Raw genomic sequence first — 16563 nt, forward strand, 5'->3', positions numbered from 1 at the left:
CGCCTTTGAGCGTCGCTTCACACTTTATTGACGCTGTAACTGCAGCATTTCGCCATTCTCGAAACGACGACGCTCTGGGTCGATCAGCTCCAGCGTGCGCTCACTGATACGCTGGAAGTAGTAAATCTGACCATCGCCATTCGGCGTTAATTCATAGACAGTAGCATCCGGATCAGACGGCGTGCCCGTCAACACTTCCCAGTTACCTGCATAGTTTTCGTCTGGTGGTGTTTGTGGATGATTACGATAAGTGGCGTTTAACGTGAACGTCCGCTCTTCAGGAGCACTCATTTCTTCGCCTATCATCGTCACATCCAAGTCGATACCATCGCAGTTGCGGCAAGGCAGCGTACCTTGGTAATTGACTTGAGAAGCAGTCATTCCTGCATCTTCACTCTGGCCCGTCGGGCCAGCTGCACAGCCCGCCAGCAGTGCCAACATAGCCGAGCCGGCTAGCAAACTCCTAAATTGCATTGAGTGTCTCCTTATCGTGTTGGACATACATTTCTTTCGTGCTCTTATGACAGCATAACCGCTACAAGGTGCGACGCCCACCCCCTTACTTACTTGAATGCTTGCGCTCGGGCAGCCATCGGGTGACCATGGGGTATTAACATTAGGATAATCAGGTTACCCGCATGAGCCAATACTGGAGTCCAGCTGTTCGGGAGCTTACCCCCTATGTGCCAGGTGAGCAGCCCCGCGAACAGGTTATTAAACTCAACACCAATGAAAACCCTTACCCACCCGCGCCAGGGGTGAGCAAGGCGCTGCGTAATTATGCCATCGATCATTTGCGCTTGTATCCTGACCCTACCTCTTATGCATTGCGTACAGCGCTGGCTGAAAGCTATGGGGTTAGCGTGGCAGAAACCTTCGTCGGCAATGGGTCAGATGAAGTGCTCGCGTTTGCGTTTCAGGCCTTCTTCTGCCACGACGCACCGCTGGATGTCCCCTCAATCACCTATAGCTTCTACCCTGTTTACGCCAATCTTTATGGCGTCACGCTTCGCAAACACCCACTAAATGCCCAGTGGGAAGTTGATATTGATGCTCTGGCGAGTGCATCAGAGCGCAGCGGCGTTATTTTTGCCAACCCAAACGCGCCGACTGGACACGCGCACCCCCTCGAAACCATTGAGGCTCTGCTTAAGCGCGTGACAAACCGGGTTGTATTAATTGATGAGGCTTATGTTGATTTCGGCGCAGAAAGCGCTGCCGCCTTAGTTGAGCGCTACCCTAACCTGCTAGTCACTGGAACGTTCTCTAAATCACGTAGCTTGGCTGGGTTACGCTTGGGCTATGCCATCGGCTCCCCAGAGCTGATTGATGGACTTCAGCGGGTCAAAGACTCGTTTAACTCCTATCCCGTCGATAGTCTAGCGAGCCTCATCGGCATTGAAGCCCTTAAGGATGAAGAACATTTTAACGCCTGCCGAAATAATGTGATCACGACTCGAGAGCGCACGCGTCAGCGTCTTGAGCAGCTAGGCTTTGAAGTACTGCCATCAAAAGCCAACTTCGTGCTTGCCCAGCATCCCGATTTTGAAGGCGCTCAGCTGTTTGCAGGCCTCCGCGAGCGAGGAGTCTTGGTACGTCACTTTAATACTGACGCGCTCAACAACTTCTTGCGCATCACCATCGGTACAGATGATGAAATGGATAGTTTAATAGAGGCACTGGAAGCAATCTGCCGCTAATTTTCACCGTTCCATGCATAAAAATCCCCAGTGCACGAGGCTCTGAGGGATTTTTCAGACAGTCCATAACCAATAGCACCAACAAAAAACCCCAGCTTCAGTTGAAGCTGGGGTTTTTCTTGATAGGTGCCTGACGATGACGCCACTCAGCCCTCCGCGCCGCCCTCGTCATTCCCGCGGGCCCTTGCTCTCGTCATTCCCGCAGGTCCTTAGCGGGAATCCATGTTGAACTGGGGTTTCGGGCTACTGCAGGCCAAGGTCAAGATGGATTCCCGATAACCCCACTCGGGAATGACGGTGCAATGGCTCAGGAATGACGTGTGGCGACTTGAGCATGACGTGCGGTGCACGCTTCGGGAGGTGGCCGCTTTATACCTCCGCGCCACCCTCGTCATTCCCGCAGGCCCTTAGCGGGAATCCATGTTGGGCTGGGGTTTCGGGCTGCTGCAGGCCAAGGTCAAGGTCGATTCCCGATAAACCCACTCGGGAATGACGGCGTAGTGGCTCGGGAATGACGGTGCGGTGATTCGAGTGTGACGTGCGGTGCATGCTTCGGGAGGTAGCCGCTTTGTGATAGGGGCTAGGGAGTGTTTTTTTCTTCCGCGCAAAACAAAAAACCCAGCCGATGGGCTGGGTTCTTTGTTAAATAAGTGCCTGACGATGACCTACTCTCGCATGGGGAGACCCCACACTACCATCGGCGCTAAGCGGTTTCACTTCTGAGTTCGGCATGGGATCAGGTGGTTCACGCGTGCTATGGTCGTCAGGCGTAACTTGTAATGTATATCATGCTGAACGTGTCATCGATGTTTTGTGGCGTCTCTCGTCTCCTGTCACTGACAGGAAGCGCGTATCCGGTTTTCATTATCACTGCGACCAGACCCCTTGGGTGTTATAGGGTCAAGCCTCACGGGCCATTAGTACACGTTAGCTCAACGCCTTGCAGCGCTTCCACACCGTGCCTATCAACCAGCTGGTCTCGCTGGGCCCTTCAGGAGGCTCTAGGCCTCAGGGATGTCTCATCTTGAAGGGGGCTTCCCGCTTAGATGCTTTCAGCGGTTATCCCGTCCGCACATAGCTACCCGGCAATGCCACTGGCGTGACAACCGGAACACCAGAGGTGCGTCCACTCCGGTCCTCTCGTACTAGGAGCAGCCCTTCTCAAACATCCAACGCCCACGGCAGATAGGGACCGAACTGTCTCACGACGTTCTAAACCCAGCTCGCGTACCACTTTAAATGGCGAACAGCCATACCCTTGGGACCGACTTCAGCCCCAGGATGTGATGAGCCGACATCGAGGTGCCAAACACCGCCGTCGATGTGAACTCTTGGGCGGTATCAGCCTGTTATCCCCGGAGTACCTTTTATCCGTTGAGCGATGGCCCTTCCATACAGAACCACCGGATCACTAGAACCTGCTTTCGCACCTGCTCGACGTGTCTGTCTCGCAGTCAAGCACCCTTATGCTCTTGCACTCACTGCACGATGTCCGACCGTGCTGAGGGTACCTTCGTGCTCCTCCGTTACTCTTTGGGAGGAGACCGCCCCAGTCAAACTACCCACCACACACTGTCCTCGATCCGGATAACGGACCTGAGTGAGAACGCCAATGATGCCAGGCTGGTATTTCAAGGTTGGCTCCCCTCGAACTGGCGTCCGAGATTCAAAGCCTCCCAGCTATCCTACACAGGCAACATCAGCGTCCAGTGTGAAGCTATAGTAAAGGTTCACGGGGTCTTTCCGTCTAGCCGCGGGTACACCGCATCTTCACGGCGATTTCAATTTCACTGAGTCTCGGGTGGAGACAGCGTGGCCATCATTACGCCATTCGTGCAGGTCGGAACTTACCCGACAAGGAATTTCGCTACCTTAGGACCGTTATAGTTACGGCCGCCGTTTACCGGGGCTTCAATCAAGAGCTTCGGACGAATCCTAACACCATCATTTAACCTTCCGGCACCGGGCAGGCGTCACACCCTATACGTCCGCTTGCGCGTTAGCAGAGTGCTGTGTTTTTACTAAACAGTTGCAGCCACCTGGTATCTTCGACCGGTTCGGGCTTAGAGAGCAAGTCTCGTCACCCTACGCCGGCGTGCCTTCTCCCGAAGTTACGGCACCATTTTGCCTAGTTCCTTCACCCGAGTTCTCTCAAGCGCCTTGGGATTCTCACCCTGACCACCTGTGTCGGTTTGGGGTACGGTCGCACATGATCTGAAGCTTAGAGGCTTTTCCTGGAAGCGTGGCATCAATGACTTCCTGACCGTAGTCAGTTCGTTTCGTGTCTCGGCCTTAAAGGGTCCCGGATTTACCTAAGACCCAAGCCTACTCACTTTCACCAGGACAACCAACGCCTGGCTCACCTAGCCTTCTCCGTCCCCCCATCGCAATCATGTCCGGTACAGGAATATTGACCTGTTTCCCATCGACTACGCCTTTCGGCCTCGCCTTAGGGGCCGACTCACTCTGCTCCGATTAGCGTCGAACAGAAACCCTTGGTCTTCCGGCGAGGGAGTTTTTCACTCCCTTTATCGTTACTCATGTCAGCATTCGCACTCGTGATACCTCCAGCAGACTTCTCAATCCACCTTCATTGGCTTACACGACGCTCCTCTACCGCTCACACCTAAGTGTGAACCCGTAGCTTCGGTACCTGGTTTAGCCCCGTTACATCTTCCGCGCAGGCCGACTCGACTAGTGAGCTATTACGCTTTCTTTAAAGGATGGCTGCTTCTAAGCCAACCTCCTAGCTGTCTGAGCCTTCCCACATCGTTTCCCACTTAACCAGGATTTCGGGACCTTAGCTGACGGTCTGGGTTGTTTCCCTTTTCACGACGGACGTTAGCACCCGCCGTGTGTCTCCCACGCTTGCACTCACCGGTATTCGGAGTTTGCCTCGGGTTGGTAAGTCGGGATGACCCCCTAGCCGAAACAGTGCTCTACCCCCGGCGGTGATACGTGAGGCGCTACCTAAATAGCTTTCGAGGAGAACCAGCTATCTCCGAGCTTGATTAGCCTTTCACTCCGATCCACAAGTCATCCAAATCTTTTTCAACAGATCCTGGTTCGGGCCTCCAGTTGATGTTACTCAACCTTCACCCTGCTCATGGATAGATCGCTCGGTTTCGGGTCTATATCCAGCGACTGTGTCGCCCAGTTAAGACTCGGTTTCCCTACGGCTCCCCTAAACGGTTAACCTCGCCACTGAATATAAGTCGCTGACCCATTATACAAAAGGTACGCAGTCACAGAACAAGTCTGCTCCTACTGCTTGTACGCACACGGTTTCAGGATCTATTTCACTCCCCTCTCCGGGGTTCTTTTCGCCTTTCCCTCACGGTACTGGTTCACTATCGGTCAGCCAGGAGTATTTAGCCTTGGAGGATGGTCCCCCCGTCTTCAGTCAAGGTTTCTCGTGCCCCGACCTACTCGATTTCACATGATCAGATTTTCGACTACGGGGCTATCACCCACTATGGCCGCGCTTCCCAGCGCATTCGCCTAATCAGTCACATGCTTAAGGGCTGGTCCCCGTTCGCTCGCCGCTACTAGGGGAATCTCGGTTGATTTCTTTTCCTCAGGGTACTTAGATGTTTCAGTTCCCCTGGTTCGCCTCTTACGCCTATATATTCAGCGCAAGATACTCATCTTATGATGAGTGGGTTTCCCCATTCAGAAATGCCCGGGTCACAGGTTGTTTGCCACCTCGCCGAGCCTTATCGCAGGCTTCCACGTCTTTCATCGCCTCTGGCTGCCTAGGCATCCACCGTGTGCGCTTCATTGCTTGACCCTATAACCCGAAGGAGTCTGGTGTCTCGCAATGATAACGATTGCCGGATACGCTTGAGACGTATCACAAAACAATTACGTATAAACGTTTTAAAACGTTTATGTCAGCATGATATACATTGTTAAAGAGCGACTGCTATGCGCAGTGATAAGCGAGTGCTTTTTTCACATTAAAAAAAAGAAAGGTCTTTAAAGAAGATCTTTAAAGAAGGCCTTAAAAAAAGATCTTTTCTCTTCTTTCAACATGAAGAAAACGCTTATCACTGCGTATCAACAGCATTCTGATCAGGTAATTCATTGTGAGCGCTTACCGCGAGGGATGATGCATCGTTTAAGGAGGTGATCCAGCCGCAGGTTCCCCTACGGCTACCTTGTTACGACTTCACCCCAGTCATGAACCACACCGTGGTGATCGCTTTCCCGAAGGTTAAGCTAACCACTTCTGGTGCAGTCCACTCCCATGGTGTGACGGGCGGTGTGTACAAGGCCCGGGAACGTATTCACCGTGACATTCTGATTCACGATTACTAGCGATTCCGACTTCACGGAGTCGAGTTGCAGACTCCGATCCGGACTGAGACCGGCTTTTCGGGATTAGCTGACTCTCGCGAGCTCGCAACCCTTTGTACCGGCCATTGTAGCACGTGTGTAGCCCTACTCGTAAGGGCCATGATGACTTGACGTCGTCCCCACCTTCCTCCGGTTTGTCACCGGCAGTCTCCTTAGAGTTCCCGGCATTACCCGCTGGCAAATAAGGACAAGGGTTGCGCTCGTTACGGGACTTAACCCAACATTTCACAACACGAGCTGACGACAGCCATGCAGCACCTGTCTCTGCGTTCCCGAAGGCACCAAGTGATCTCTCACAAGTTCGCAGGATGTCAAGAGTAGGTAAGGTTCTTCGCGTTGCATCGAATTAAACCACATGCTCCACCGCTTGTGCGGGCCCCCGTCAATTCATTTGAGTTTTAACCTTGCGGCCGTACTCCCCAGGCGGTCGACTTATCGCGTTAACTTCGCCACAAAGTGCGCTAGGCACCCAACGGCTGGTCGACATCGTTTACGGCGTGGACTACCAGGGTATCTAATCCTGTTTGCTATCCACGCTTTCGCACCTCAGTGTCAGTGTCAGTCCAGAAGGCCGCCTTCGCCACTGGTATTCCTCCCGATCTCTACGCATTTCACCGCTACACCGGGAATTCTACCTTCCTCTCCTGCACTCTAGCTTGACAGTTCCGGATGCCGTTCCCAGGTTGAGCCCGGGGCTTTCACAACCGGCTTATCAAGCCACCTACGCGCGCTTTACGCCCAGTAATTCCGATTAACGCTTGCACCCTCCGTATTACCGCGGCTGCTGGCACGGAGTTAGCCGGTGCTTCTTCTGCGAGTGATGTCTTTCCTAATGGGTATTAACCACTAGGCGTTCTTCCTCGCTGAAAGTGCTTTACAACCCGAAGGCCTTCTTCACACACGCGGCATGGCTGGATCAGGCTTTCGCCCATTGTCCAATATTCCCCACTGCTGCCTCCCGTAGGAGTTCGGGCCGTGTCTCAGTCCCGATGTGGCTGATCATCCTCTCAGACCAGCTACGGATCGTTGCCTTGGTGAGCCATTACCTCACCAACTAGCTAATCCGACATAGGCTCATCCAATAGCGAGAGCCGAAGCCCCCTTTCTCCCGTAGGACGTATGCGGTATTAGCCTGGGTTTCCCCAGGTTATCCCCCACTATCGGGCAGATTCCTATGCATTACTCACCCGTCCGCCGCTCGTCAGCGGGTAGCAAGCTACCCCTGTTACCGCTCGACTTGCATGTGTTAGGCCTGCCGCCAGCGTTCAATCTGAGCCATGATCAAACTCTTCAGTTTAAAATCATTGTGATGCTTACTCGTCACCCGAAAACGTAATGTTTACGAACAACAAAAGCGCATCAAACTTGGCTCAAGGTTCAAACGAATTCATTCAAACTTTCGTTTTCATGACCGCTTGCCTTGATATTTGGTGATTTATCACCCTCATCGGCAAGCGCCCACATGAATTACCTGATCAAATTGTTAAAGAGCTGTTTTCGCTGCTGAACTTCCGAAGAAGTAACTGGCTAACCGATGAACTGGCTTGCCTCAGCGAGGAAGGCGTATTCTACGCACTTCCTGGTGTTTGTCAATCACTGTTTTAAGTGAGTGAAGCGAGTGAGCGAAGAAAGCGAGGTAACGTTGCTTTCTGGCGTGGCTCGTTTCAAAAAGCGCTGGAAGACATCGAAGCATGTTGCTGCTGAGTTCTTCTAACTCTCTGACAAACCGAAGGTTTTCACCTTCAATCACCGCTGGTAACGCTGTGCGTCCCCGGCAGCGGATGCGTACTTTACGGATTCGCTGCCGTCTTGGCAAGTGGTTTTTTGGGAAAATGTGAATAAACTTTAGCTTTTAGGCTTGGCCTTGCGCATAACGGCCAATACCGGGCCTGAGCACACATAAGCACCAAAAAGCAGTAGCAGCATTACAGATGGTTCCACTGAGATCATTACGAACCCTAGCACTACCGCTAGAAGCACAACAAAAGGTACAGGCTTTTTGAAATCGAGGTCTTTAAAGCTGTAATAACGAATATTGCTAACCATGAGCACACCCGCAGCCCCTACAACAAACAGCATTAGCAGCTTAAAACCTACCGCATCCGCATCAAAACTATGGAAGGTCCACACACTTGCAGCCACTAAAGCGGCAGCGGATGGGCTTGGCAAGCCGATAAACCATTTCTTATCAACACTGCCAATCTGTACGTTAAAGCGCGCCAGGCGCAGTGCAGCACAAGCCACATAAAGAAATGCCACCACCCAGCCAGTTTTACCGATATCTTGCAAAATCCAGGTAAAGGCCACCAATGCAGGCGCCATACCGAACGAGATCATGTCGGAAAGGCTATCGTACTCGGCGCCAAACTCGCTTTGGGTATTGGTCATACGGGCAACACGACCATCAAGCCCGTCAAGCACCATGGCGATAAAAATTGCCACTGCTGCCGAAGTAAATTCTCCGTTAATGCCAGCTACCACCGCGAAGAACCCTGAAAACAGCGCAGACGTAGTAAACAAGTTAGGTAATAAGTAAATGCCTTTTCGGCGAATTTTCTTACCGTCTTCAACCGCTTCTTCAACTACTTCGGTTTCGCGCAAAAAAACGCTAGCAAGATCTTCATTACTTACGTTGTCATGACTTACGCTGCCATTACTTACCTTTTCGTGACTAGCGTCTTCTTGCTCTCCAGTACCACTAGCTTCTGTTTTCTGGCCTTCTTGAGGCACTGACTGCGGGGCCTGTTTACGCTCTTGATCGCGAGCATCCTGGGTCATAAATATCATCCGTTTGAAGTGAAGGCACAAGAACAGTGATCCCTTTTCATTCTACACGGTGACGCTAACTCAGCCAGTCAATTGCAGCATGCGACGCCAAACGACTCGGGGCGCAACAATGTGCGCCCCGAGACTTTAACTAGCGTACTAACACGCTAACCGCTTAGTTTTTCGATTTATCAACCAACTGGTTGGCAGCAATCCACGGCATCATGCCACGTAGCTTAGCACCTACTTGCTCAATTTCGTGTTCAGCATTCAAGCGACGACGTGCCGTCATCGACGGGTAGTTGGTGTTACCTTCCTGGATGAACATTTTGGCATACTCACCCGTTTGGATACGCTTGAGTGCATTGCGCATTGCGGCACGAGACTCATCGTTAATCACTTCAGGGCCAGTCACATACTCACCGTACTCCGCATTGTTGGAGATGGAGTAGTTCATGTTGGCGATGCCGCCTTCGTACATCAGGTCAACAATCAGCTTAAGCTCATGCAGACACTCGAAGTAAGCCATTTCTGGCGCATAGCCTGCTTCAGTCAGCGTTTCAAAGCCAGCTTTAACCAGCTCAACTGCGCCGCCACACAGAACTGCTTGCTCGCCAAACAGATCCGTTTCGGTCTCATCTTTGAAGGTAGTCTCGATGATACCGCTACGGCCGCCACCGACGCCTGCCGCGTAAGAAAGCGCCAATTCTTTGGCATTACCAGATGCATCCTGGTGGATAGCGATCAAGTCAGGAATGCCGCCACCTTTAACAAACTCAGAACGAACCGTGTGACCTGGCGCTTTCGGCGCGATCATGATGACATCTAGATCTTTGCGCGGCTCGATTTGGTTGTAGTGGATGTTAAAGCCATGAGCGAAGGCCAAGGTCGCGCCTTCTTTCAAGTTCGGCTCTACTTCTTGCTCGTAGATCGCTTTTTGATTCTCATCCGGCGCCAGAATCATGACAACGTCTGCGGTTTTGCACGCTTCTGGAACGCTTGCCACTTTCAGGCCTGCCGCTTCTGCTTTGGCGGCAGAGGAAGAACCTTTGCGCAGAGCAACCGTGACGTCGACGCCAGACTCTTTCAAGTTATTCGCATGGGCATGGCCTTGCGAACCATAGCCAACAATAGTGACTTTCTTGGCTTGAATGAGGGACAGATCACAATCTTTATCGTAATAAACGTGCATAGCGAGACTCCAAAAATCGAATTTGATCAAAAAATGATCGTTATATAGGAATAATTTATATATGTCGTATCAGCGTTGATGGCCACCCGTGCCGTCTTTTGCAGCACTGGGCTTTGGCGTTGAGATCACTCTACGCCACCGCCACCATTGCGTAAAACGCTATATTTGCAACATACTATTTCTAATTATGAAACGTCGATCTTAAAAGTGGGCTTCTATGGATTTTCGCTTATTAAAGCATGTGGTAACGCTGGCCGAGACGCTGCACTTTGGCCGCGCCAGCGAGCTTTGTCATATCAGCCCATCCACCTTAAGCCGCTCAATTCAGCAGGTTGAAGGCGAGCTAGGCACGCAACTATTTGAGCGCGACAATCGCCATGTCACGTTAACTCCTCAAGGCTTAGCGTTTCAGCGCTATGCAAAAGAGACCTTAGAGCAATGGGAAATGCAGAAGCGAACACTGGCCGCCACGGTGGCACAGCTGAGTGGCGAAATAAGCATTTACTGTTCGGTAACCGCGAGCTACAGCTTTCTCTACGAACTACTGAGTGATGTGCGTACTCGGCACCCTGGTATCGAATTAAAGCTGCATACCGGTGACCCCGCCGATGCCATGTCGCGGGTGCTGGAAGGCGCAGACGATATGGCCATTACCCCCCGTCCGCGGATTCCACCCAGCGCTCTGGCCTTTAAATCGCTTACCCGCTCGCCGCTGCTGTTTATTGCACCTACAGAAGCCCACAACTGGCTGCCCAGTCAGCCGGAAAGCTCAACAGCCGAGCAGTGGCGTGATGTCCCGATGATTCTTTCAGAGGCTGGGCTGTCAAGGGAGTACGCCAACACGTGGTTTAAAGCGATGGGCATTACGCCGCGCATTTATGCTCAAGTAGCTGGGCACGAAGCAATTGTAAGTATGGTGGGGCTGGGATTTGGCGTGGGAGTGGTACCCAAAATCGTGCTAGATAACAGCCCGCTGTCCGAACGTGTGCAAGTGCTCAGCGTAAAACCCGAGCTCCCCCACTACGATGTCGGAGTTTGCGTGCTTAACCGACGCCTCAAAAATCCGATGATTGACGCGTTTTGGGCGACTGTGACACCAGGTTAACGTGTGCTTAAAGGATACAAAAAAAGCCGCCCTGATAAGGACGGCTTTGCCAACGACAGATTCAGCTAGCATGTTGCGTTTACAACGATAGAACTTTATCGCCGCGAGCGATACCGGACACCCCGGTACGCGCCACTTCAAGAATGCCTACCGGCGCCATGGCCTGTAGAAAAGCATCCAACTTAGCGGCGTCACCGGTAATCTGAACGGTATAAAGGCTTGGCGTTACGTCGACGATCTGCGCCCGGAAAATATCCACCGTACGCTTCACTTCATCGCGGGCAGCGCCTAACGCTTTTACTTTCACCAACATCAGCTCACGCTCAATGTGGTTACCTTCCGTCAGGTCGACCAGCTTCACCACATCAATCAGCTTATTAAGATGCTTGGTGATTTGCTCAATCACTCGGTCATCACCCACGGTGGTCACCGTCAGGCGTGACAGCGACGGGTCTTCGGTCGGTGCAACGTTCAGCGTTTCAATGTTGAAGTTACGCTGGGAGAACAGCCCGACCACACGTGACAGCGCACCCGGTTCGTTTTCCATCAGAATCGAGATGATATGACGCATCAGGTACGCTCCGTTTTAGACAGCAGCATGTCACGCATGGCACCTAGCGGCACCTGCATCGGATAGACGTGCTCAAAGGGATCAACCTTCACATCCAGGAACACCAGCTCATGCTTGTCGGCAAAGGCGCGCTCTAGCGCCGGTTCCAACTCATCAAGGGTATTCACGGTGATTGCGGTAAATCCGTAAGCCTCAATGAGCATGTGGAAGTCTGGCAGCGACTCCATATAGGAGTGCGCATGACGGGACTTGTAGTTCAAATCCTGCCACTGCCGCACCATGCCAAGCGATGCATTGTTGAGGTTTACAATTTTGACGCCCACGCCGTACTGCTTACAGGTAGAGAGCTCCTGCATCATCATCTGGAAGCTGCCTTCCCCTGTTACACACACGACGTCGTCGTCAGGGAAGTTCTGCTTGATACCCATGGCAGCCGGGAAGCCAAAGCCCATGGTGCCCAAACCACCCGAGGTGATCAGACGGTTAGGCTTATCAAACTTGTAGTACTGAGCAGCAAACATCTGGTGCTGGCCAACATCCGTCGTCACGTAGGCTTCACCGCGAGTAACACGGCATAGCGCTTCGATAACTTCCTGTGGCTTCAACACTTCGCCTGGCTTAGAAGGCTCATATAGCTTGCCTTCACGCTCGGCGCGCCAGCCGTCAATTTTTTGCCACCACTCGGTCAGCGCTTCAGGCTGCGAAATTGACTGCCCCTGAACCAGGCTGATCATTTCATTAATGACGCTAGACGCTGGCCCAACGATAGGCACATCTGCGCGTACGGTTTTAGATACCGAACTTGGGTCCACATCCACGTGAATGATTTTTGCCGTGGGGCAGAACTTCGACGTGTTGTTGGTCACTCGGTCATCAAAACGCGCGCCAATAGCGATAATCAAATCCGCATGGTGCATGGCCATATTGGACTCATACGAGCCGTGCATCCCTAACCAGCCCAGGCACTGCCGATCACTTTGCGGATAGGCGCCAATGCCCATCAGCGTTGTGGTAATGGGGAAGCCGAGCTGTTTGACCAAATCGGTCAACCCTTCGCTTGCCTTGCCAGTTACCACGCCACCGCCGGTATAGAACACCGGACGTTTGGCTTTCAGCATCAACTCAACGGCTTTTTTAATTTGCCCCGTATGCCCCCGGGTAACCGGGTTATAGGAGCGCATCTTGACCTTTTTCGGGTAGACGTACTCATAGCGCTCGGTCGGTGCCGTCATATCTTTAGGAATATCGACCACGACCGGACCCGGGCGACCAGTCGCCGCGAGATAGAAGGCTTTTTTCAGCACTTCTGGAATCTCAGACGGATGCCGAATTGAGAAGCTGTGCTTCACGATGGGGCGAGTCACCCCCACAATATCGGTTTCCTGGAAGGCATCGTCACCAATCAGGTGGCTCATGACCTGACCGCACAACACGACCATTGGAATCGAATCCATATAGGCAGTCGCAATGCCGGTAACCGCATTGGTAGCACCAGGACCGGAGGTGACAAGCACCACGCCTGGCTTACCCGCCGCACGGGCATAGCCGTCTGCTGCGTGAGTTGCAGCCTGTTCGTGACGCACGAGAATGTGCTTCACCTTGTCCTGGCGGAACAGCGCATCGTAAATGTGCAGCGCCGCGCCGCCGGGATAACCATAAATGTACTCTACGCCCTCATCCTGCAAGAAGCGGGCGATCATATCTGCGCCGGAAAGCAGTTCCACTGTGTTTCTCCCCTGGAGGTCTCGAGTGCGATCCGCAGGACATCCTGCGGTGTCGAGTGCGGCGGTATGCCGCTGCCGGCCCATGCCGGCACCTGATGCCAAACCCTGGCATATGGCCCGGTTAGGGCCTGCACTCTCATCGGAAGCACCGGTATATCATCAAATACGCCAGTAGCTACCTTACACGACGGTTTGCCGTGTCGGGGCGTTGGCCAGGTCGGGCGGTTAGCCCAAGCCCGGAAGTCCTTCGGCGGGTAAAGGCTTTCGCCTACCCTTCGCGCGGGGATTAGGGGTTGCCCGTTGGTTCCGCGCCCGCAAATCAGGAACACACAAGATTCCATTAGCGCCCTCAGCCTGTCAACCTCCGATCAGGACAAACGCAACAAACGTCGCAGTTAGCCATTAAAAAAGCCCCGCTAGCAGAGCTAACGAGGCTTTTGCCCTATTTCATTGCGCAGGCTAGCTGGGGTTCACTGCGCAGGCTTGCTGAGGATCACTGCGCAGACGCGTTGAGAACGTAGGCGTTTTAATTGCCCACGCGTAAATTACTCAAATACCAGCTTGCCTTCACTCGCACTGATATGAATAGTGTCGCCAGGGGCGTACTTGCCCGCCAGCAGGTCTTGAGCCAATGGGTTCTCGATGCGGCTTTGGATCGCCCGCTTCAGCGGCCTTGCGCCATAAACCGGATCGAAACCGACCACCGCCAGCTGGGCCATAGCGTCATCGCTAATTTCCAGGCTCAGGTCATGCTCAGCTAAGCGAACTTTCAAACGCTCTAACTGAATACCGGCAATCGCCTGAATTTGCTCTTGGCCAAGGGCGTGGAACACCACCACCTCATCAATGCGGTTAATCAATTCAGGGCGGAAATGGTTACCCACCACTTCCATCACTGCATTTTTCATGACTTCGTAGTCGCTATCATCTCCCCCCATGCGCTGGATGATGTCCGAGCCCATGTTAGAGGTCATCACGATCACCGTATTACGGAAATCGACTGTACGACCTTGCCCATCAGTTAAGCGGCCATCCTCCAGCACTTGCAGCAGGATATTGAACACATCCGGATGCGCTTTTTCCACTTCGTCCAGTAGCAGTACCGAGTAGGGCTTACGACGCACCGCCTCAGTTAAGTAGCCACCCTCTTCATAACCTACATAGCCTGGGGGCGCACCAATCAAGCGAGCCACGGAGTGCTTCTCCATAAACTCCGACATGTCGATACGCACCATTGCCTCTTCAGTATCGAACAAGAAGTTAGCCAGCGACTTACATAACTCTGTTTTACCCACCCCAGTTGGGCCGAGGAACAGGAACGAGCCGTTGGGTCGATTGGGGTCAGACAACCCTGCCCGCGAGCGGCGCACGGCGTTAGCCACTGCCTCTACCGCTTCATGCTGGCCAATCACTCGCTCATGCAGCGCTTCTTCCATGCGCAGCAGCTTGTCTCGCTCGCCTTCCAACATTTTGGAGACCGGTATGCCCGTCCAGCGAGAAACCACCTCGGCAATCTCTTCTTCGGTAACGTTTGAGCGCAGCAGCTGGTGGCTGGCAATATCAGCTTCGCCTTCACCCGCTTCGCTGATTTTCTTCTCAAGCGCCGGAATTTTGCCGTACTGAATCTCTGACATACGACCTAGGTCGCCCTGGCGACGCGCTTGTTCAAGGTCAATGCGCGCCTGCTCAAGCTCCGCCTTAAACTGCGCTGCGCCCTGAATGCTGGCTTTTTCAGCTTTCCAGATTTCATCCAAGTCAGCGTATTCGCGCTCTAACTCGTGGATCTGGTTGTTCAGCGCCTCAAGGCGTTTCTTAGTGGCTTCGTCGGTCTCTTTCTTAAGCGCTTCGCGCTCCATTTTCAGCTGAATTAGCCGACGATCCAGCCTATCCATCTCTTCAGGCTTAGAGTCCAGCTCCATGCGGATACGTGACGCTGCCTCGTCGATCAGGTCAATGGCTTTATCGGGCAACTGCCGATCAGTGATATAGCGGGTAGAGAGCTTAGCCGCGGCAATGATCGCTGAATCGGTAATATCCACGCCGTGGTGGACTTCGTAACGCTCTTTTAAGCCGCGCAGAATAGCTACCGTGTCCTCTTCAGAGGGCTCATCGACCAACACCTTCTGGAAGCGACGTTCCAGCGCGGCGTCTTTTTCAATGTATTTGCGGTACTCATCCAGGGTGGTCGCGCCTACGCAGTGCAGTTCACCACGCGCCAGCGCAGGCTTAAGCATGTTGCCTGCATCCATCGCACCTTCAGCCTTACCCGCGCCCACCATGGTGTGCAGCTCATCAATAAACAGGATGACCCGGCCTTCTTCCTGGGAAAGTTCTTTGAGCACCGCTTTCAGACGCTCTTCAAATTCACCACGGAATTTAGCGCCAGCCAGCAGTGAGCCCATATCCAAGGAAAGGACGCGCTTCTCTTTCAAGCCTTCAGGCACTTCACCGTTCACAATACGCTGGGCCAGCCCTTCAACAATGGCGGTTTTACCCACCCCTGGCTCACCGATCAGTACCGGGTTATTTTTGGTACGACGCTGCAGTACCTGAATCGTGCGGCGAATTTCATCATCACGACCAATCACCGGATCCAGCTTGCCATCTAACGCACGCTGGGTTAGATCCATGGTGTATTTATTAAGCGCTTCGCGCTGGTCTTCGGCATTCGGGTCGTCGACCTTAGCACCACCGCGCAAGCTATTGATTGCGGCTTCCAGGGCTTTCCGGTTGAGCCCTGCCTCTTTCATCAGCTTGGTAATCGCACTGTTCATTTCCAGTGCAGCCAGAAGTACCAATTCACTGGCAATAAACTGGTCGCCGCGTTTCTGCGCTTCCCGGTCAGTTAAATTGAATAGTTTAATGAAGTCGCGAGATGGCTGAACGTCACCGTCGAACTGGCTCACTTTAGGTAAGTCATCTAGCTGCTTCTGCAAACCGTCGCGCAGGCGCGAGCTGCTGCCTCCAGCTTTTTCAACCAGGGCTTTGATGCCAGTGTCTTTGGTATCGAGTAACGCAAGCAATAAGTGCGCGGGATCAAGCTGATTATGGCCGTGCCCAACCGCAAGGGATTGTGCCTCAGAAATAGCGGCCTGTAATTTGGCAGTAAATTTATCGAATCGCATGGAGTTCCTCCTGGGGGTGCC

Annotated in this window: 8 protein-coding genes and 3 rRNA genes; 2 read left to right on the plus strand and 9 right to left on the minus strand. The window is 53.0% G+C overall.

All coding sequences use genetic code 11. The annotated features are described in order from the left end of the window. Positions 1–24: 24 nt before the first annotated feature. Positions 25–474 carry a copper resistance protein NlpE N-terminal domain-containing protein gene (locus NF683_RS03445; protein ID WP_089039894.1) on the minus strand — a complete coding sequence of 150 codons (450 nt, stop codon included), beginning with the start codon at positions 472–474 and terminating at the stop codon, positions 25–27. Positions 475–638: 164 nt separating this feature from the next. Between NF683_RS03445 and hisC the strand changes: the two genes are divergently transcribed. Next, a complete protein-coding gene (gene hisC / locus NF683_RS03450; RefSeq protein ID WP_253921255.1) occupies positions 639–1700 on the plus strand; it encodes a histidinol-phosphate transaminase in 1062 nt (353 codons plus the stop codon). A 652-nt stretch (positions 1701–2352) separates the two neighbouring features. Here the strand turns inward: hisC and rrf are convergent. The 5 genes from rrf to ilvC all read right to left on the minus strand — a co-directional run bounded on the left by rrf (position 2353) and on the right by ilvC (position 10017). Beyond that, positions 2353–2468, minus strand: a 5S ribosomal RNA gene (gene rrf / locus NF683_RS03455). A 128-nt stretch (positions 2469–2596) separates the two neighbouring features. Continuing rightward, a 23S ribosomal RNA gene (locus NF683_RS03460) occupies positions 2597–5490 on the minus strand. Between the two features lie 331 nt (positions 5491–5821). Beyond that, positions 5822–7356: ribosomal RNA gene (locus NF683_RS03465) — 16S ribosomal RNA — on the minus strand. Together the 16S, 23S and 5S rRNA genes form the textbook arrangement of a ribosomal RNA operon. Positions 7357–7904: 548 nt before the next feature. Then, complete coding sequence (pssA, locus tag NF683_RS03470; RefSeq protein ID WP_253921256.1) at positions 7905–8837, minus strand: CDP-diacylglycerol--serine O-phosphatidyltransferase; 933 nt, start codon at positions 8835–8837, stop codon at positions 7905–7907. Positions 8838–9000: 163 nt separating this feature from the next. Beyond that, positions 9001–10017, minus strand: a complete 1017-nt coding sequence (gene ilvC / locus NF683_RS03475) for a ketol-acid reductoisomerase (RefSeq protein ID WP_016916053.1) — start codon at positions 10015–10017, stop codon at positions 9001–9003. A 217-nt stretch (positions 10018–10234) separates the two neighbouring features. On the opposite strand from ilvC, the gene ilvY reads away from it, so the two are divergent. Further along, a complete protein-coding gene (gene ilvY, locus NF683_RS03480; RefSeq protein ID WP_253921257.1) occupies positions 10235–11122 on the plus strand; it encodes an HTH-type transcriptional activator IlvY in 888 nt (295 codons plus the stop codon). A gap of 79 nt (positions 11123–11201) precedes the next feature. On the opposite strand, the gene ilvN is transcribed toward ilvY, so the two are convergent. From ilvN to clpB, 3 genes are all read right to left on the minus strand, one after another. Continuing rightward, positions 11202–11693 (minus strand): acetolactate synthase small subunit, encoded by a 492-nt coding sequence (ilvN, locus tag NF683_RS03485; protein ID WP_027336791.1) that lies wholly within the window; start codon positions 11691–11693, stop codon positions 11202–11204. Continuing rightward, entirely contained in the window at positions 11693–13417 is a 1725-nt protein-coding gene (locus NF683_RS03490; RefSeq protein WP_089040765.1) for an acetolactate synthase 3 large subunit, read from the minus strand. The genes ilvN and NF683_RS03490 overlap by 1 nt, the downstream gene beginning before the upstream one ends. 545 nt (positions 13418–13962) lie before the next feature. Beyond that, complete coding sequence (clpB, locus tag NF683_RS03495) at positions 13963–16542, minus strand: ATP-dependent chaperone ClpB (protein WP_253921258.1); 2580 nt, start codon at positions 16540–16542, stop codon at positions 13963–13965. Between the last annotated feature and the right edge of the window lie 21 nt (positions 16543–16563).

This window comes from Halomonas sp. MS1 (assembly GCF_024182575.1).
Taxonomy (GTDB): Bacteria; Pseudomonadota; Gammaproteobacteria; order Pseudomonadales; family Halomonadaceae; genus Vreelandella.